This is a genomic window from Zobellia russellii (genome assembly GCF_018728565.1).
Classification (GTDB): domain Bacteria; phylum Bacteroidota; class Bacteroidia; order Flavobacteriales; family Flavobacteriaceae; genus Zobellia; species Zobellia russellii.
Map to the genome: position 1 here is coordinate 95,283 of NZ_JACSOI010000001.1, position 19,373 is coordinate 114,655.

Below are 19,373 nucleotides of genomic sequence, written 5' to 3' on the forward strand. Positions count from 1 at the left end.
TAATGCGTTAAAAAACTGTTTCGTTAACTGTTAATAATTTTAATTATCTTTAAAAAATTCCTTCTTTGAAGCAATGAATTCCAAGGATTACACTTTTTATGTCAACAAGATAATTTCAAGCAAGTCTTTTGGCAATTCCACTACCTACGCCAACCTGTTGCGATACCTTGTACAGTGTACTTTGGAAGATGATGTACCCAAGGAAACTACCATTGCCACAGAAATATTTGCTAAGAAAGAATTTGACCCCTCACAAAGTACACTTATTCGAGTCTATGTCTATAACCTAAGGAAAAAACTCAAGGCCTATTATCAAAATGAAGGGTTAAACGACCCCATCTTGTTGCGTGTACCAAAAGGGAGCTACAAAGTAGAATTTGAAACTAAAAAAAAGACACCGAAAGAATCCAACGGACTTCTATCTAGAAAACAGATACTACTTCTACTTGGCTTTCTCTTATTGACCTCCGTTATTGGAAATTGGATACTATATAGAAACAATAAAACTGTGGACCAATTTTCCGATTCTGTAATTTGGAACGGTATTTTCAATTCAAAAAAGCCGATGATCCTGGTCTTAGGAGACCTTTTTATTTACAGAGAAATAGATACTTCTTCCCATCGCGAGAAAGTGATTAGGAATTCGCTCATAAACTCAGAGAACCAACTTTACGATTCACTTCCTAAAATTGGTAGTGAAGGTTATATATACGAGCCTATGGAATACAGTTTTCTAATTAGAAATAGTACGGAATGGGTAAAGGATATTAGCAAAGTTCTTACTTCTAAGAACAAAGATTTTAACGTACGTACGGTTTTACGTTTTGGTCCAAAAGAGCTTCCGGAAAACGATTTTATGGTTGTAGGAATGGCGAAGACCCTTGGAATATTTAAAGACTATATTGAGAAGAGTAGTGTGAAATACAATCCTCTTGGCGATACTTTTTCACCCAAAGGGGACACTATTTACCGCCCCAGTGGAGATGCAGAAGCGTACCATAAAGATTACGCCATAATTATTAAAGCGCCAGGCCCTAACAACAATGCCATCTATGTTTTTGCCGGATTATGGGATACGGGAGCATCACAAAGTCTAAAAAACTTCACCAACCCTGTTTTAGTAAAGCAATTGGAATCCCGCATGAAAACCGACTTAGGGAAAATACCCCAGTTCTTTGAGGTCTTCATGGAAGTAAACGGCATTGACCGAATGGAGCTTAGCTCTAAAATAATTCACGTAAAGGAACTGGAACTGGATTAGGAGTTTTTAAATCCCTTTTAGGCCATACGCAGCATCGTTCCAGCGTAGTTCTTGTTTAAAGCGATGGAGGTCTGTTTTTTCATCAATCAATAAAAACTCTATATCCATAATTTCGGCGAAGTCCTCAAGTGATTCTGCGGAGATATTCTGACTATAACAAGTATGATGAGCCCCGCCACCATAAATCCAAGCAGCTGCGGCCGTTTGAAGGTCAGGTTTGGCATCCCAAAGCACTCTAGCAACGGGAAGGTTTGGCATATCATTTTTAATTTCTAGAGCCTCTACTTTATTAACCAACATTCTAAAACGGTTGCCCATATCTACAATGGATGCATTTAAAGCATTACCCGCGCCTGCATTAAAAACCAAGCGTACGGGGTCTTCTTTTCCTCCGATTCCCAAAGGATGGATTTCGCAAGAAACATCTCCTTTAGCAATGGACGGACATATCTCCAGCATATGGGAACCCAAAACAGTAGTGTTACTAGGATCAAAATGATAGGTATAATCCTCCATAAAGCTGTTTCCTCCTTCAAGGCCAGAACCCATAACTTTCATTGTACGTACCAATGCGGCAGTCTTCCAATCGCCCTCGCCACCAAAACCATAACCGCTGGCCATTAGTCTTTGTGTTGCTATACCCGGTAATTGTTTCATTCCGTGTAAATCCTCAAAGGTGTCCGTAAAAGCGGTATAACCGCCCTCCTCTAGAAAAGCGCGCATACCCAATTCTATTTTGGCCGCATCCTTTAAAGAATTACGCATGCTTCCATCAAGCTTTATTTTAGATGCAATGATATACAAATCTTCATAGTCCTGAATCAATGCATTAATTTCGCCCTCAGCAACTCCGTCTATATATTTAACCAAATCACCTACGCCGTACCCGTTTACTTCGTAACCGAATTTTAACTGAGCAGAGACCTTATTGCCTTCCGTGACCGCTACCTGGCGCATATTATCACCAAAACGGGCCACCTTCATATTTTTTGAATCGGCAACGGCACAAGCTACACGGCACCAGTTACCAACTTTTAGCAAAACGGACTCACTTTTCCAATATCCAACTATTACCTTACGGTTCAAACGCATCCTTGAAGCCAAGAAACCAAATTCTCGGCCTCCGTGAGCCGACTGGTTCAGATTCATAAAATCCATATCTATGGCGTTCCACGGAATATCACGGTTATATTGGGTATGCAAATGCAAAAAGGGTTTCTGAAGTGCTTGCAGACCAGCAATCCACATTTTTGCTGGAGAAAAGGTATGCATCCACATAACCAATCCCACACAAGTATCCGTATTGTTCGCTTCCTTGCACAAAGCACTAATTTCACCTGGGGTTTTTACCACAGGCTTAAAAACGACTTTAACAGGGATTGTTGGGTTTGCATTATAATATTTGGCGATTTCAGAAGAATGTTCCGCTACTTGGGCCAAAGTTTCCGGCCCGTATAGATGTTGACTACCCGTTACGAACCAAATTTCGTTCTTGCTTAAATCGATCATTATTTTTTAAACTTTAATTCTTAAGAAAAATACACGTACATGCCCACTACAATAGAACATATTACAAAGCCAACGGGCTTGGCAAATTTCCATGGAGTAATATCTACTTGCTCCGTATACACCTGAACATACTCATTCTCTCTTGGCCAAAACTTGCCAATTACGAACATTAAAAGCACTACCAAAACGAACAATATGCCCATAACATGCAGGAAGCTAATATCCGGCTTAACAATATAAAGGGTTACCAAATACGTAACAACGGCGAAAACAATACCAATGTTGGCAGCAATACCCGGTACCTTTTTAGTTAAATACCCTACTAAGATTATAGCTAAAATTGGCACACTGTACGAACCGTTCAATTCTTGCAGATAGTTAAAAATACCACCTTCAACTCCAAATAATAATGGAGCAATAATCATAGAAATTATGGCCAAGAACATTCCGAATATCTTTCCTGCTTTTACCACTTGTTTCTCCGTAGCCTCTTTATTGATGTATTCTTTATAAAAATCGAGACCAAAAAGGGTAACAGAACTGTTTAGGGCACTATTGAAAGAACTAAGTATAGCTCCAAAAAGGACAGCTGCAAAGAAACCGATAAAAGCCGTTGGCAACACCTTTTTAACCACCATAGGATACGCTTGATCCGCATTGGTCAATTCGCCATTAAAAATCTGAAAAGCAATAATACCCGGCAATACTACAATGAAAGGGCCTAAAATCTTTACGAATGCGGCAAGGCTTAGTCCTATTTGACCTTCACGTAAGTTCTTGGCACCAAGTGCTCTTTGAATAATCGCTTGGTTGGTTCCCCAATAATAAAAGTTTACAATGACCATACCGGTGAAAAGCGTCCAAAAAGGCACCGAAGAATCGGGTCCTCCTAAAATGTCGAATTTTTCAGGGAAATTAGTCGTAAGCACGTCCATTCCGGCAAAAAGACTTCCGTCACCTACATACAACAATCCAAAAATTGGTATAAGGGAGCCTCCAATAATCAAGCCTATTGCATTTATAGAATCGGATACAGCAACCGCTTTCAATCCACCGAAAATGGCGTAGATACTTCCAATTAAGCCTATTCCCCAGACGGTAACCCAAAGAGCTCCTTCTTCGCCCATACCCATTGCCTGCGGCAAATCAAACATAGTGTTGATTGCCAAAGCACCTGAATAAAGAACGGTAGGAAGCATTGAAATGGCATAACCTCCTAAAAACAGAAGAGACACCAATGTCTTTGTTGATTTACCATATCGTTTTTCAAGAAATTGTGGAATGGTAGCAATTCCCCCTTTTAAATATCTTGGCAACAATACCAAAGCGGTAAACACCATAGCTATAGCGGCCAAAACCTCGTAAGCCATAATGAGAATCCCCTCGCTATATGCGATACCGTTCATACCTACAATCTGCTCCGTAGAGAGATTTGTTAGAAGTAATGATCCTGCAATTACCGGACCGGTAAGACTACGACCACCCAGAAAATAACCGTCTGAAGAGGTCTCATCTGTTTTTCGGGTTGATAAATAGGCAATAATTGCCACTAAAAGTGTAAACCCGATGAACGTTGCTATTCCCATAAACTATATTTCAATTAAAACTTAACATCCTTGCCCGTAATAAGCGTCTTTACCGTGCTTGCGCTCAAAATGCTTTTTCTTCAAAGCTTTCTTTAGCGTTGCAGCATTGGGATTTATCTGTAAAGTTAGATGTGCCATTTTAGCCACTTCCTCACAAACTGCGCTATTATAAACTGCCTTGGCTGCCGTTGCTCCCCAGGTAAATGGAGCGTGACTACCAACCAGTATCATGCCTATATCATTATAATCCAAGCCTCTGTCTTTTAGACAATCAATTATTTGATAACCCGTCATATGCTCATAATCGCCTTGAATATACTCATCTTTCATAGGAGGAGCACACGGAATATCAACAATTAAATGATCGGCATGAGTGGTTCCGAAGATAGGAATATCTTTAATTGCTTGTGCCCATGCCGTACCATAAGTTGAGTGCGTATGCACCACTCCTCCAATCTTATCCCATTCTTTGTAAAGAACGGCATGCGTTTTTGTGTCGGAAGAAGGTCTCATTTTACCTTCCACAATTTTAGCATCAAAATCACAAATAACGATATCCTCCACTTTTAACGAAGCGTAAGGCACACCACTTGGTTTAATGGCAAAAACCCCTTTATCTCTATCTACGGCACTTGCATTACCAAACGTGAACAGGACCAACCCTAATTCCGGAAGTTGCATATTTGCCTCAAAGGCCTCCTCTTTTAACGCTGTATACTTACCCATTTCTATTGGTTTCGTTCATAATATGTTGTTCCATAGTCTCGCACAGTCTACTGTAGTCGCCATACACCTCTAAATATGCTCGTGCATCGGTAGGGTCAGGTTCATATATCGTCTCAAAAGGACTTCCCATTTGCTCCATGGCTTCGGGAACGCTGTTGTACACCTTGGCAGCTACAGCACCAAAAACAGCCGCACCTAATGCACAAGCCTGTTCGGAAGCCACTACTTTAATAGGCATGTTTAGCACATTGGCCATCATTTGCATGATAAATGGCGATTTCTTTGCCACGCCTCCCAGCGCTATAATCCCTTTTATGGGAATACCTTCGGAAAGGAACCGGTCCACTATTTTCTTTGCTCCAAAACAAGAAGCCTCTACTAAAGCCCTGAATATTTTAGGTGATGTACTACCCAAGTTAATACCTGCAATGACCCCTTTTAAATTCTGATTGGCATCCGGGGTACGCCTTCCGTTCATCCAATCCAATGCCAACTCGCCCGAAGCTCCAATAGGTTCTTTACTGGCTGCATCACTAAGTTCAGGAATAAGGTTGTTGAGTGCCTCTTTAATCAGTTTTTGTTTGGTATCCTCATCAATTAAGGACGACTTGGATATCAATTCTTCAATTGGCCATGCCAATACCCTACTATACCAAGCGTAAATATCGCCAAAAGCAGACTGGCCAGCTTCTAGGCCCAACATATTTGGAATGACGGAACCATCTACTTGCCCGCAAATACCCTTGACCAATTTTTCCTCGCCTTCCATAGAAGCTACCAAAACATCGCAGGTAGAGGTACCCATAATTTTCGTTAGGTAATATGGTTCTATTTTTGCACCAACAGCGCCCATATGGGCATCAAAAGCCCCCACGGAAACCACTGTATTCTCGGGAATGCCCAATCGTTCTGCCCATTCGGGACTTAAGGTACCTACAGGAATATCTGAAGTATATGTTTTATTAAAAAGCCGTTCCCTTAACCCGTCTAAAAGCGGGTCTAATGCCACAAAAAATTCATTTGGTGGCAGTCCGTCATAACTTTCATGCCAAAGAGCCTTGTGTCCTGCGGCGCATCTACTGCGTTTCATTTCCCGAACATCTTTACCTCCGGTCAGCAAAAAGGGTATCCAATCACAATGCTCCACCCATGAATAGGCAGCTTTATGCACCGCAGTATCTGTTCTAGATACGTGTAATATCTTGCTCCAGAACCATTCGGAAGAATAGATTCCTCCTTCGTATTGTGAATAGTCTATATCCCATTTCTCACAAAGTTCATTGATTTCGTTTGCCTCCCTAATACCCGTATGGTCTTTCCAAAGCACGAACATAGCATTAGGGTTCTCTTTAAATTCATCTAGCAAAGCTAAAGGGGTACCATTACGGTTTACCGCCACAGGAGTACTTCCCGTTGTATCTACACCTATACTAACGATTTGAGCAGCAATTTCAGGCCCTACAGCGCCAACCACGGATTTTATGGTAGATTCTATTCCTTCAATATAATCTAGCGGGTGCTGACGGAAACTGTTCTCGGAAGGATTGCAGTATTTACCCTCTTTCCAACGTTTATAATAATGTACGGCAGTAGTAAGTTCTTCGCCCGTTTGGGTGTTGACCAATAGCGCACGGACAGAATCCGAACCAAAATCCAAGCCTAAGCTATAGGCGATTTGTGACCTCATGTGTATTAACTTTAAAATTCAGATAGCATTTTAGAATAGGCCACCTTGTAAAAGAGACTAATATAGAACTTTTTACAAGTGTTTCAAAAACACTTAATAACTAAATTGTAAAGTTTTTTGTTTTATTGTACTTTTTTTCGTCAAAACGATATAAAAAAGCCCCCTTTTTAGACTCCGACATGTCCTTTTCGTTCAATTTCACTAAAAAGTCCATTGTAGCAAGTTTCTTTCTAAAGTTGCGCTTATCCATTTCCACTTGAAAAATACCTTCATATAGCTTCTGCAACTGTGGTAAGGTAAATTTCTCAGGGAGTAGATTAAACACTATCGGGAATGTACGCACTCTTCTTTGAAGACGCCTAATGGCCGATTCTACCATATCCTTATGGTCAAAAATCAAATCTGGCAACTCATCTATAGGGAACCATTCTGCACGGTACTCCTCTATCAACTCCTGGTTATATTTTTCTTTAAGAATTAATGCACTATAGGTAGTGGAAACCACACGCTCATAGGGGTCGCGGTTGGCTTTGCCAAAAGTACGCACCTGCTCCATGTACACATCCTCTAAACCGGACAGGTCTTTTAAAACCCGGTGCGCCGCATCATCCAAATCTTCATGGTTTCCTACAAAACCGCCCATAAGGGACCACCTGTCCTTTTCAGGTTCAAAACCTCTGTGCACCAAAAGTACCTCCAGCCTATTATCATTAAAACCGAATATGATACAATCTACGGCCAATGTAATTTGTTGTATATCCTTATATGTTCTATCCATCTTATTCTAAACTATTGTTAATGGTTCCTCCAAAAATACGCAAAGAATCCTTGTATAAGTGTATCTGAGACATTTTTAAGGGGTCTCCGCTGAAAAAATCCTCTTGAAAACCTTCAATATCTCCTCAAATACGAACCAAAAGAGAAAAAATATCAAGTTCTGAAAATCAACATTATAGCGTTTTTATACAATTCCTTTAAAAATGTCAAAATATTCTACTTTCAATCAATTATTCATAAAACAGCCTTTTAGAAATTAGCTATCCGTGAATTTTCGACATGGACCCGCTTTTTCTCTACCAAACGCCTAGTTTCCATTTTATAAAACTCTTTTATTACGGTATCTTGCGCCCCCAAACGATTGTACAGTACAAAATCAAACCTAACCATATGATTACTGAGAGCAAAAAAATTCTTATTACCGGCGTTGCCGGCTTTTTGGGCTCAAATTTTTTAGTTAAGTCGTTAAACGAAGGACACCGTGTTGTAGGGATAGATAATCTCTCTATGGGTTCTCTAAAAAATATTGAAGCTAGCCTTGATCACAAAAATTTTGACTTTATCAAGGGCGATGTTTTAGACACCACACTAATAAACCGATTGGACGATGACTTTGACGTTATCGTTCATTTAGCGGCATTTAAAATACCAAGATACGGTAACGCTGTTGACACACTGAAAATCAACTCCAAGGGCAGTGAAAACATGTTGGAATTTGCCCGAAAACTGAAATGCAAATTTGTTCTTGCCTCCACTTCAGACGTTTACGGCATGAGCCCGGATATTCCGTTTAAAGAAGACGGCAACTGTCTTATAGGCGATTCAAAAGTGCCCCGTTGGGCCTATGCTGTTTCAAAGCTTTTTGATGAGCACTTAGCCTTGGCCTATATGGAAGATTACGATTTTCCTGTAGTTATCCTTAGATTTTTTGGTTCTTACGGACCAAATCAAAATCTATCATGGTGGGGAGGCCCACAATCTGTTTTCATTGATTGTATTTTGAACAATAAAGAAATCCCTATTCATGGGGACGGGCAGCAAACCCGGACATTCACTTTTGTAAACGATACCGTTGAAGGCATTTACGCCGCAACCATTAAGCCCGAAGCAAACGGCGAAATTTTTAACATTGGTGCAAACGAAGAAATTACCATTCTAGACCTTGCAAAATTGTTAAAAGAAATTTCTGATGAACCAACAACTTCTGAGGTAAAGTTGATTCCATATAACGAAATATCTGCCGGCAGAAAATATCAAGACGTCATGAGACGTGTACCCGACAATTCCAAAGCGGAAAGGATTCTTGGCATAAAAGCAAAGACTTCGTTAGAAGAAGGGCTACGGATTACGTTTAATTGGCAGAAAAATGTTTCTTTGCAAAAAGCATAAATTTTATGAAAATAGCAATAGTTGGAGGAGGGTTAATGGGACTAGTATTGGCCCAGAAAATATCTTCCTCAACCAAAGCAACCGTTAAAGTACTAGAACAGGATAATTTACCAGGCGGACTCTCTACATATCACAATTATGGAGATTTTACTTGGGATAAGTTTTATCATGCCATTACACCAACGGATACAGATTTAATTGACTTTCTAAACGAGATAGGTTTGGAGGACCAAATACAATGGCGCCGTTCACTTACTGGATTTTACGAAAACAAAAAGTTTCATTCCGTAAGTAGTTCGTTTGAATTTCTACTATTTCCCCTTCTTGGCCCTATTGATAAAATGAGGTTAGGGTATACGATTCTAAAAGGCTCCAGAACTGATGATTGGAAAGCCCTTGAAAAAATTCACGTAACCGATTGGCTAATTAAATTGGGTGGCAAAAAGACTTATGACAAGTTCTGGGCTCCCATGTTACACGCCAAATTAGGAGAAAACCACAAGAAAGTTTCAGCCGTTTTTATCTGGACTTACATTAAAAGATTGTTCAAAGCCAGAAGCTCTGCAGCCAAAAAAGAGCACATGGCCTATGTTAACGGTGGATACAAGACTATTTTTGACCGTCTTGAAGAAAATTTAAAGCAAAAAGGTTCTAATCTGCTTTTAGACAGCAAAGTTGAAAACATCTCTCCAGATCCAGACGGAGGAATGAATATAAGCTATAACGGCACTACTGAACATTTTGATAAAGTAGTTTTTACTTCCCCACTTAATGTGATGGAAAAGGTAACCTCTCCTGAGCTCTATAACATCTCAAAAAGCACGAAACCTATAGATTATCTTGGTGTAGTTTGTCTTATTTTAGTTACCAAAAAACCCATTACACCATTTTACGTGCTGAATATTGGAGATAATGACACTCCTTTTACGGGCGTAATCGGTATGAGTTCTTTGGTAGATTTAGAAGAGACCGCAAACCAACATATTACTTATTTTCCAAAATATGTGGGCCAGGATAACGAACTTTGGTCAAAATCAGATGAAGAAATTACAGCCGACTTCCTAGATGGGGTTAAATATCTATATCCTGATTTTGATGAAGCCGATATGATTTCCTCCCATGTACACAGAGCTTTTAAAGTTCAGCCCATGCAGGTGCTTAATTACTCTGAAATTGTTCCCAAGGTGAATACACCTCATCCAGATTTTTATGTTCTTAACACCTCACAGTTTGTAAGTGAGTCCGTCAACAACAATTCGGTAGTTACACACGTGGAGAAATTCATGAAGAATTTCAAAAGCGACATAGAATCGTATTCAGAAAAAAGTATAGCCCAATAAAATGAGTAAACCTTTTGCGAGTCTTTCTTTGGACATGGACAACCAATGGTCCTATATGAAGATACATGGTGAAGAGGGTTGGGAAAGCTACCCTTCATACTTGGATATCTTTGTACCACATGTTTTAAAAGTCTTGGACGAATTAAATCTGAAGATTACTTTTTTTATTGTGGGCCAAGATGCTGCTTTTGAAAAGAATCATAAGTACTTAAGAGATATTGCAGATGCCGGTCATGACATAGGAAACCATTCTTTTGTACATGAAACATGGCTTCATCTCTACTCTAGAGAAGAAATGACCACCGAAATAGATACAGCCCACGATATTATTGAACAAGTAACAGGAAAAGCCCCAACGGGTTTTAGAGGGCCTGGATTTAGTTGGAGTCCCACTTTGCTGGAAGTTCTCGCAGATAAAGGTTATGTATACGATGCATCCACATTACCAACCGTCATAGGCCCTTTAGCCAGACTGTACTATTTTAGCACATCTAATCTTTCCAAGGAAGAAAAAGAGGATAGGAAAGAAATTTTTGGCAAATTTTCCGATGGATTTAAAAAGCTGAAGCCTTATTACTGGAAGACCAAAAAAAACCAACGGTTGTTGGAATTACCGGTAACGACCATGCCTATATTTAGAATTCCCTTTCACCTAAGCTATCTTATTTACATAAGCAATATCTCAATCCATTTGATGTCGCTTTACCTGAATATAGCTATTTTCCTTTGTAAGATAACTAAGACTCAACCTAGCTTTTTATTGCACCCGTTAGATTTAATAGGAGGTGATCAAATAACCAGTTTGGCTTTTTTCCCCGGAATGAATGTTTCTAGCGAAAGAAAGGTGTTCTTATTTAAGAAAGTAATGAAAAAATTGGGCAAACACTTTACCCTGACAGATATGAACGGGCATGTAAATAGCATACTCGATAAAAAGGGGTTAAAAACAGAGCGAGTACCTGATTAACAAGTGAAAAAAAAATATCATAACTCTTTCTAAGCAATAATGGGAATTTACCGTGTTGAGACCCCTCTTTGTCGGTGTTCGTACACTTTCCCTAGTAATTTTTCATAATTTTGAACTTGTTACCATTATCACATACGTAAAACCTATACTATTGTGTGCCTGTACCTACCTGAAAACTAGATACCAATATGTCTACCACCATCAATAAAATCGATTTAAAACAACCTCTTGTTTCTATCATATTGCCTGCTTTTAACGAAGAAGCAATACTTGAAAATAACGTATCCCTCCTTTATGACTATTTAGAAACTCTTGAGGGTCTATACGCATGGGAAATTATTATCGTAAATGATGGTAGCACGGACAGCACGCAATCCATAGCCGATGCTTTAGCGGAATCAAAACCCAATTTAAGCGCTTATCACCATATCGTAAATAGAAATTTAGGAACTGCGTTGAGAACCGGTTTCAAGCATAGCAACGGCGAATATGTTATTGTTCTGGATATTGACCTAAGTTATTCTCCAGACCATATAGAAAAATTATTATCTGAAATAAAGACCACTCAGGCTGATATGGTTATTGCCTCTCCTTATATGAAAGGGGGCAAGAACACCGCTGTTCCAAAATTGAGATTATTGTTAAGCAAGACGGTAAACTTTATGATGCGAAAAGCTTCACGGCTTAACATCTACACTTTTACAGGTATGGTAAGAGCCTATAATGGCGATTTTATACGTTCGTTAAACACAAAATCCAGTACTTTTGATATAAATACTGAGATTTTATTGAAAGCATATATTTTAAGAGCCCGAGTTATAGAAATACCTGCGCATCTAGATTGGTCCGAACAACAAAAAATTGGTAAGATACGTACCTCAAGTTTACGTATTGTTATGGGCATATTTAATGGTTTGGCCAACAGTTTTATGTTCAGGCCTTATATGTTCTTTTGGATATTGGGGCTACTTATCTTTCTCCCTTCCTTTTACATGATTTTATGGATTGTTATTGATGCAATTCAACTTTATCCAATGACGGCCGAGCTAACCAAAGGTTTCGGACATAGATTTGCTGCTGCTATTTCTGAGGTGTTTCGCCAAAGGCCATACTCATTTATTGTAGGCGGTACCGCAATGATAATTTCTATTCAACTATTAGGGCTTGGGTTTATATCCCTCCAAAAGAAAAGGTATTTTGATGAATTGTTTCATCTAAACTCTGAAATCCTTAAAAAAACAAAAAAAATCTAGGCACCATATTCTATGCTTAAAATATTGTTCCCCAAAAACATAATTCAACTACTTCCTTTATTAGGAGTTTATATCATAGTGGTTCTTTTATTTTCCAAAAACGATTTTTTTGGTGATGAAAGTAGACATTACCATTATGCCCAAAATATTACTAACGGGTTCTATGAGAGTTCCGACAATCCCAGTTTCAGAAATGGACCGGGTTACCCTATGATTCTTGCTCCATTCATTGCAATTGGCACAGACCTTATTTTACCAAAACTTTTAAACGCACTCTTACTCTTTTTAGCTCTTGTCTATTTTAAAAAAACGATAGACCTCTTTACCAAAAACAACCTGGCACTCCTTTTTGTGTATATGCTTGGGCTTTATCCCCCAATTATACGATATACCCCTTTATTGTACTCAGAACCTTTAACTTATTTAACTCTTTGTGGAATGGCCTATCATTACTGTAAGGCTACAATTGAAAAACATTATGATTGGCATAACATACTCATAGCCGCAGCATATCTAGGTCTGTTGGTGCTCACTAAAATAATATACCTTCAAGTTATCTTGGCAAGTCTTTTCTTTTTAGGAATTCTTTCTATTTGGAGACGAAACATTGAGGTCAAAGTATCACTTTTGGTTCTGGTTAGTGGTTTTTTGTTTATTACCCCCTATTTGTTCTATGCTTACACTCTAACAGGAAAACCGCTCTATGTGGGCACTGGTGGTGGAGAGATACTTTATCATAGATCTACTCCATTTGAAAACGAATTTGGCAGCTGGTTCTCTAGAGAAGATATACTTAAAGGGCAGAACCCAGAATACATACCTTCCTCTGGCGTTTACGAAGATTTGACTGAACTCTCTAAAAACCATCGCGAATTTTATATGTCAATCGAAAATATGAGTCATATTGAGCGAGATAGTGCTTTTAAATCTGCCGCTATTGAGAATATGAAAATGTACCCAATTAAGTATTTAAAAAACACCATAGCCAGTGCAGGACGCTTTGCGTTTCATTATCCCTTTTCGTACCGGCCACAGAATTTTAACACCTATGGCTTTATGATTCCCAATGCTTTTTTACTGATGCTTTGGGGGCTTAGCTTATACCCGTTTTTTTTAGTCAGGAAAACATTTCCCTATTCAATACAGGCCTTAATGGTCTTTAGCCTAATTTATGCCGGAGGCATCATATTGTTGGATGGGAGAGGCCGAAATTTTGTAGTAATGGCACCGGTACTTATACTTTTTTTCGGATATATTTTTATAAATTCAATTAAAATAAAAATCTATAAACCTGAAAAAAAGTTGTGATTTTTTAATTTGAACGTAGTTCCTTGAAAATTTCGTGCCATCTATTTCCAATTGTTTCAATTGAAAATTTTTCAATGTATTTTACGGCATTGTTTGAAAGTCTTTCTCTGAGTTCCTTATCCTCTATTAAACCAATAGTTTTACCGACCATATCACTAATATTCTGATTTTCTACCAATATACCTGACACCCCGTCCTCAATTATCTCAGATGGCCCTGATATACAATTATAAGCTATACAAGTAATCCCTTGGGACGCCGCTTCTAACAAAACCATTGGCAACCCTTCATACCTAGAACATAACATAAAGATTTCTGAAGTCTGTAAAATTTCTTTTATGTCAGGTCTATATCCCGCGAATTCAATTGCGTCTAAAACTCCTAATTTCTCTGCTTTTGTTTTTAATATCGGGAGACCTTTATTCCCATCTCCCACAATCTTAAACTGCCAATCTTTATGTCTTTCCCTTACACCCGCTATTATATGCATTAAATTATCAAAACCTTTGTGGTGATACCTATCAAGATTACCTGCTAACACTATCGTTTTATCCGTTCTATTTCGCAGGCCAAGATTTGGTTCAAAAGACAAAGGGTTTGGCATAATTTCAACATTTTCGCTTTTTTTATCAAAATAGACTTTATCAAATGATGTCAGGATTGTAACCTTTTCCGGAAACCGATATAAAAAGTTCCATAAAAACCACTTCTTAGGAGTCATTTTCGTTGCTAAATAATTGTTATGCTCCGAAACAACCAACTTTATACCATATAGTCTAGAGATAGGTATAGTCACTAAACCCATCGTATGAATATGCGAACTTATTATATCGGGTCTATTCGTCTTTTTCTTATAAAATCTTGCCAAGTGCCAAGCAGCTCTAGCTAAATTAGAATCAAACAAACGAAGGTGCTTGTGTAATCTAATACGCTCTACAGAGGGATTCAAACTGTAACGATCGCCTTCTCTAAAGGTTATTATTCTTACTTTATAATTATTTTCGGACAGATAATTTGCCAAAGTAGCAACTACCCTTTGAGCCCCATCACTACCTAAATTGCTAATTACAAAATCTACTCGCATGAAGAAATCCTTCGGTTCAAATTAATCTAATTTTAGAGCGAATTTAATACAGTAATACCGATTCACTATAAGTTTCAATCTAATTCTTTTAAAAACCGAAGCCAAATTATAGGGAAAACAAATATTAATTTGGCGCGACTTTTTCATATGAATCAACTCCGTAGTTATTATCTCCCGGATTTCTAGTGATTATTCTTAAATCGCCCATAAAAGTTTCTAAATACCCAATTCCCTGGTTTTTAGAAGACTGGACGTTTTCACTGTTTGCCCAAGGCCACTTGTATATGCCCCACTTAGCATTTCCGGCCCAAGGATAGCCTGATAGCATTGTAGACACACGTTGATCATAAACTTTTTTGCCATCAATCCACACTTCTAGAAGACCATTTGAAGAGTTCCCCCATATTACGTGAACGACCACATCAATTGTTTGTCCTGCTCGAGGCACAATTCCGGTTGGATTAAATTTCTCCCCTCCCGCAGCATTAGTAACATAAATCTCACCACCTTCATGACCTATAAATTGCCCTTCGTGTATAATTTCCAAACCAATCTGAGGAGCTTTACCTACAACACCATTATGGACTTGAAAAAATTTCCATTGCGAATCTTTATCAATAATGTAATTATTTCCAAAAGTGTAGCTCCAACCAAACCATTCTTCTGTTCCACTTTGATGATGAACATCCCATGGACCCGTTCTAATTTCTGCTCTTAAATTATAATCTCTAGAACACCAACTTTTAGTTTCCGGAACTGTTGGGTCAACTTTAAACCTTATTCGGTTGCCACTTTTAGTTACTTGTCTTTCATAACACTCCGAGTCAATATGTAGCTCCCCATTACTAAATGCAATTCCTTTCCCTCCTGAATAAGTAGGAACATTAACATTACCCCAACACCATATCTTCTCTCCCGTTTCATTTGCAAACCCACCTCCAACACTGCATTCAATTTTACTCTGAAGCGCTTGAGTTACATTCACGCCTAAAGAGGTAGTATTCGTAAGCCCTTCTTCATCAGTTACAGTTAGTGAAACATCATAAAACCCAGGAGTGGTAAAGACATGTGATGGGTTTACTTCATTAGAATAATTTCCTGAAATATTCCAATCATAACGAGTAACTCCTTTATCATCTGACGAGTCTCTACCTGTAAAACTTACTGTTAACGGTGCTTCACCTGAAAGGGTGTTTACATGTGCTACAGCAACCGGAGGGTTATTGACTGGTGCCTGAACATTAACAGTTATGGTTTCCTTATTTTGAAGTCCGTCAACATCAGCAACTGTTAGTTCTACTTCGTATGTACCGGCTGAATCAAACGTATGTGACGGATTGGATTTATTAGATGTTGAACCATCCTTAAAATCCCACATATATGCTGTAACCCCTATATCATCGCTTGAGTTACTTCCAGTAAAATTAATTGTTAAAGGTGCCTGACCCGATTGCGTACTTGCCCCAACTTTTGCCATAGGTGGTTGATTTGCAGGAGCATCAACCCTAATAGAAACAGTTTTCGTGTCCTTAAGGCCTTCTGCATCCGTAACCGTTAGCTCTACTTCATATGAGCCAGCAGATTTAAAAGTATGTGAAGGATCGGACTTATCAGAACTATTCCCATCCTTGAAGTCCCAAGAATAAGCGGTAACGTCAGTATCATCGGTTGACCCACTTCCCGTAAAGTTCACCGTCAAAGGAAGTGTTCCAGAGGTTTTGCTTGCACTTAGCTTAGCTACAGGAGCTGTATTCTCCTTTGATTCTACAGTAATGGAAACAGTTTCCTTATTCTTAAGGCCCTCTTCATCCGTAACCGTTAGCTCTACCTCATATGAGCCAGCAGATTCAAAAGTGTGCGAAGGATCGGGCTTATCCGAACTATTCCCGTCCTTGAAATCCCAGGAATAAGCCGTGACGCCAGTATCATCGGTTGATCCGCTTCCCGTAAAGTCCACCATTAGAGGAAGTATTCCAGAGGTTTTGCTTGCACTTAGCTTAGCTACAGGAGCTGTATTCTCCTTTGATTCTACAGTAATGGAAACAGTTTCCTTATTCTTAAGGCCTTCTGCATCCGTAACCGTTAGCTCTACCTCATATGAGCCAGCAGATTCAAAAGTGTGCGAAGGGTCTGGCTTATCCGAACTATTCCCTTCCTTGAAATCCCAGGAATAAGCGGTAACGCCAGTATCATCGGTTGATCCGCTTCCCGTAAAGTCCACCGTTAGAGGAAGTACTCCAGAGGTTTTGCTTGCACTTAACTTAGCTACAGGAGCTGTATTTTCCTTTGATTTTTCTACGGTTATCATTACTACATCTGAAGCAGAGATTCCCTCTTTATCCTTTGTTACCAAAGTAACCTCATAAGAGCCGGCTTTATCAAAAGTGTGTTCAATTTCCGCTGTATTACCTGTCTGGCCATCCTCAAAATTCCATTTGTAAGAAACAATAGCTTTATCATCTGAAGAATCAATACCTGAAAAAGAAACTTTTAAAGGAGCTTGCCCATTTACCGGAGAAGCGTTAGCTATTGCCACAGGAGGTTCATTTTTTGGAAATGGAGTGTTTGGAAGCGCATCAATATTAGAATCTGTATTGTCCTCTCCCTTATTGTCTGTCGTCGTATCTTGGTCCGGCTCGTTTTCAGAGGCATCGGTAGGAACCTCCTGTGGAGTTTCCTCGTCAACATCTACTTCCTCCTCCTCTTCTGTTGTAGGCTCATTTTGCTCTGAACTATCTTCCTCCTCTTCGGCAGGAACCTCTTTTGGGGCCTCTTCTACAGTAGTATTATCTTCTTCTATGTTATTCGGATTTTGAGTCTCATCGTCAACCTCCTTCGGAGACGTTACAAATAATGCAATATCATCTGCATCAATTGGCACTTCATATTCAACTACTAAACTACTTCCTGCTTGACTTTCATGTTCTTTTGAAGCAAATGCCAAATCATCACCGTCCTTATGATCTAATATAAAAGTAACAGGTTCCAACTGAAGTTCCCCAACTTCCAAATCAATTGAAACTTCCGTTCCTATTCTATATTCTTGCTTGGCAACCCCTAACAAACCTCCTGTCTCGGGAGCAGATTTTTCACTAAGATCAGTTTCCGACCAATTACTCGACTCACCCCTATAAACATCTACTTCGCCATTTCCATCATCCGTATTAATCGTGAACATCAAGGTTGCCGCATTAATAGTACCCCCAATAGAATCTATTGGGCTAAAATCAAACATTAGATAGCTTGTTCTTCGCTCCTCTTCGAGCCTAACAATTGGCTCATTATACCCCTTACCATTCTGTAGATATGCATCGTTTATTGGATAAAAAACAAATGTCCTAATTTCGGTTTCAACTATAACCGAGTCCTTAACCTGTGGTTCTTCAACTTCTACCTCAAGACTATCTTGCTGACTACCGGAAGGTGTTCCTTGATCTACAACAGGACTGATATCTTTGCTAATTACAGCTTCTCTTAAAGTTTCTACGTCTTTACTACAGGCAAGGTTTAACAAAAAAGTAAAGACTGCACAAAAAGAAATATAAGCGAACGTTCGTTTGGGGCTAATGTTCATAAGTAATCTGGGGAAATTTATTTTTCATAGATAGGTTCGAGCCTATATACGAAACAAGTAGTCATTTTGGTCGACCAAACGTATGAAAAAATCGTTTAACCGCACAAAAACTATAGAATCTCCTAATTTACCTATGAAAGCTAACTAGTGTATCTAATTCCTCTTTATTATCGGCTATGTATTTCTCTGGTTCTTTATGATGCAAACCATCTTTACTCTCCTTATCATCATAGAATACTACTGAACTGAAATAATCGGTCAAAAGATTTTCAGGATTATTTTGTTTCATATTAGCCATAAAGCCTTTGTTTGAAGCGGGAAGTGGTGGAGAAACCATTTTGTATTTAATCTGCTCACTTTTACAGACCGAATCAATCTTTTTAAGATATTTTAAATTTACCTCTGATATTTTATAAGGTGTGCTCATTGTATCATTCATAATATCAAAGGCATCCTTTAGCTCAAAGTTGGAAAACTTATATTTCAAAACATCTTCCGATGGAAAGGTATTTTCAATATAGATTAACTCATTAAATTCCAATCTATCAAGTTCTGACTCAAAAGGCTTGACAAAATAATTATATGTATATGGCTGATTAAGTGACGATACTAATGTTCTTGGATTTATCACTAAGATTAAATTCTTAAACGCGGATTTATTCTCTATCAGATTTAATAGAAGAAGGTAATTACCAACAACTTCATAGCTTTGATTTTCACATAAACAATAAACATCATCGCTTTTTTTACTACCAAAAAATTGACGGCAAACAGAATCTCCCAACAGAACCGTTGTTGAGTTAACCGTATTGTTTTTTACCTTCTCAACAAGATCATACACCTCTTTGGACTCATTTAATTGTAAAGCCAATTTTGTATTAAAAAAAGCAATTACCAGACCCATTGGCACAA

General features: G+C 38.6%; 14 protein-coding genes. 6 read left to right on the plus strand and 8 right to left on the minus strand.

Features of this window, described 5'->3' with window-relative positions; genetic code table 11:
- The first annotated feature begins 73 nt into the window (after positions 1-73).
- Positions 74-1,261 (plus strand): hypothetical protein, encoded by a 1,188-nt coding sequence (locus tag H9565_RS00485; RefSeq protein ID WP_215436119.1) that lies wholly within the window; start codon positions 74-76, stop codon positions 1,259-1,261.
- A 6-nt stretch (positions 1,262-1,267) separates the two neighbouring features.
- On the opposite strand, the gene araA is transcribed toward H9565_RS00485, so the two are convergent.
- The 5 genes from araA to H9565_RS00510 all read right to left on the minus strand — a co-directional run bounded on the left by araA (position 1,268) and on the right by H9565_RS00510 (position 7,547).
- On the minus strand, positions 1,268-2,770 hold the full coding sequence (gene araA, locus H9565_RS00490) for an L-arabinose isomerase (RefSeq protein ID WP_215436120.1): 1,503 nt from the start codon (positions 2,768-2,770) through the stop codon (positions 1,268-1,270).
- 20 nt (positions 2,771-2,790) lie between these two features.
- Entirely contained in the window at positions 2,791-4,356 is a 1,566-nt protein-coding gene (locus H9565_RS00495) for a solute:sodium symporter family transporter (RefSeq protein WP_215436121.1), read from the minus strand.
- Positions 4,357-4,377: 21 nt separating this feature from the next.
- Positions 4,378-5,082, minus strand: coding sequence for an L-ribulose-5-phosphate 4-epimerase AraD (gene araD / locus H9565_RS00500; protein WP_215436123.1), 705 nt, complete (start codon positions 5,080-5,082; stop codon positions 4,378-4,380).
- Positions 5,075-6,769, minus strand: a complete 1,695-nt coding sequence (locus H9565_RS00505) for a ribulokinase (RefSeq protein WP_215436126.1) — start codon at positions 6,767-6,769, stop codon at positions 5,075-5,077. The genes araD and H9565_RS00505 overlap by 8 nt, the downstream gene beginning before the upstream one ends.
- Positions 6,770-6,869: 100 nt before the next feature.
- A complete protein-coding gene (locus tag H9565_RS00510; RefSeq protein WP_215436129.1) occupies positions 6,870-7,547 on the minus strand; it encodes an NUDIX hydrolase in 678 nt (225 codons plus the stop codon).
- 389 nt (positions 7,548-7,936) lie between these two features.
- Here H9565_RS00510 and H9565_RS00515 point away from each other — a divergent pair, with 389 nt between their 5' ends.
- The 5 genes from H9565_RS00515 to H9565_RS00535 all read left to right on the plus strand — a co-directional run bounded on the left by H9565_RS00515 (position 7,937) and on the right by H9565_RS00535 (position 13,803).
- Positions 7,937-8,935: an NAD-dependent epimerase/dehydratase family protein gene (locus tag H9565_RS00515; RefSeq protein ID WP_215436132.1), complete on the plus strand. Its 999-nt coding sequence runs from the start codon at positions 7,937-7,939 to the stop codon at positions 8,933-8,935.
- A gap of 5 nt (positions 8,936-8,940) precedes the next feature.
- Positions 8,941-10,275, plus strand: coding sequence for an NAD(P)/FAD-dependent oxidoreductase (locus H9565_RS00520; protein ID WP_215436135.1), 1,335 nt, complete (start codon positions 8,941-8,943; stop codon positions 10,273-10,275).
- A 1-nt stretch (position 10,276) separates the two neighbouring features.
- Positions 10,277-11,242, plus strand: a complete 966-nt coding sequence (locus H9565_RS00525) for a polysaccharide deacetylase family protein (RefSeq protein WP_215436138.1) — start codon at positions 10,277-10,279, stop codon at positions 11,240-11,242.
- A 188-nt stretch (positions 11,243-11,430) separates the two neighbouring features.
- A complete protein-coding gene (locus H9565_RS00530) occupies positions 11,431-12,495 on the plus strand; it encodes a glycosyltransferase family 2 protein (RefSeq protein ID WP_215436141.1) in 1,065 nt (354 codons plus the stop codon).
- Positions 12,496-12,507: 12 nt separating this feature from the next.
- Positions 12,508-13,803, plus strand: a complete 1,296-nt coding sequence (locus tag H9565_RS00535) for a hypothetical protein (protein WP_215436143.1) — start codon at positions 12,508-12,510, stop codon at positions 13,801-13,803.
- A 4-nt stretch (positions 13,804-13,807) separates the two neighbouring features.
- On the opposite strand, the gene H9565_RS00540 is transcribed toward H9565_RS00535, so the two are convergent.
- The 3 genes from H9565_RS00540 to H9565_RS00550 form a co-directional block, all read right to left on the minus strand.
- On the minus strand, positions 13,808-14,887 hold the full coding sequence (locus tag H9565_RS00540) for a glycosyltransferase family 4 protein (protein ID WP_215436146.1): 1,080 nt from the start codon (positions 14,885-14,887) through the stop codon (positions 13,808-13,810).
- A gap of 124 nt (positions 14,888-15,011) precedes the next feature.
- A complete protein-coding gene (locus H9565_RS00545) occupies positions 15,012-18,461 on the minus strand; it encodes a PKD domain-containing protein (protein ID WP_215436149.1) in 3,450 nt (1,149 codons plus the stop codon).
- Between the two features lie 127 nt (positions 18,462-18,588).
- Positions 18,589-19,365 (minus strand): hypothetical protein, encoded by a 777-nt coding sequence (locus H9565_RS00550; protein ID WP_215436152.1) that lies wholly within the window; start codon positions 19,363-19,365, stop codon positions 18,589-18,591.
- Positions 19,366-19,373 lie beyond the last annotated feature (8 nt).

What these genes read in the sequence shown, in the direction of transcription:
- H9565_RS00485 (WP_215436119.1), top strand. Translation starts at nt 74, where the DNA reads ATGAATTCCAAGGATTACACTTTTTATGTCAACAAGATAATTTCAAGC.
- araA (WP_215436120.1), bottom strand. Translation starts at nt 2,770, where the DNA reads ATGATCGATTTAAGCAAGAACGAAATTTGGTTCGTAACGGGTAGTCAA.
- H9565_RS00495 (WP_215436121.1), bottom strand. Translation starts at nt 4,356, where the DNA reads ATGGGAATAGCAACGTTCATCGGGTTTACACTTTTAGTGGCAATTATT.
- araD (WP_215436123.1), bottom strand. Translation starts at nt 5,082, where the DNA reads ATGGGTAAGTATACAGCGTTAAAAGAGGAGGCCTTTGAGGCAAATATG.
- H9565_RS00505 (WP_215436126.1), bottom strand. Translation starts at nt 6,769, where the DNA reads ATGAGGTCACAAATCGCCTATAGCTTAGGCTTGGATTTTGGTTCGGAT.
- H9565_RS00510 (WP_215436129.1), bottom strand. Translation starts at nt 7,547, where the DNA reads ATGGATAGAACATATAAGGATATACAACAAATTACATTGGCCGTAGAT.
- H9565_RS00515 (WP_215436132.1), top strand. Translation starts at nt 7,937, where the DNA reads ATGATTACTGAGAGCAAAAAAATTCTTATTACCGGCGTTGCCGGCTTT.
- H9565_RS00520 (WP_215436135.1), top strand. Translation starts at nt 8,941, where the DNA reads ATGAAAATAGCAATAGTTGGAGGAGGGTTAATGGGACTAGTATTGGCC.
- H9565_RS00525 (WP_215436138.1), top strand. Translation starts at nt 10,277, where the DNA reads ATGAGTAAACCTTTTGCGAGTCTTTCTTTGGACATGGACAACCAATGG.
- H9565_RS00530 (WP_215436141.1), top strand. Translation starts at nt 11,431, where the DNA reads ATGTCTACCACCATCAATAAAATCGATTTAAAACAACCTCTTGTTTCT.
- H9565_RS00535 (WP_215436143.1), top strand. Translation starts at nt 12,508, where the DNA reads ATGCTTAAAATATTGTTCCCCAAAAACATAATTCAACTACTTCCTTTA.
- H9565_RS00540 (WP_215436146.1), bottom strand. Translation starts at nt 14,887, where the DNA reads ATGCGAGTAGATTTTGTAATTAGCAATTTAGGTAGTGATGGGGCTCAA.
- H9565_RS00545 (WP_215436149.1), bottom strand. Translation starts at nt 18,461, where the DNA reads ATGAACATTAGCCCCAAACGAACGTTCGCTTATATTTCTTTTTGTGCA.
- H9565_RS00550 (WP_215436152.1), bottom strand. Translation starts at nt 19,365, where the DNA reads ATGGGTCTGGTAATTGCTTTTTTTAATACAAAATTGGCTTTACAATTA.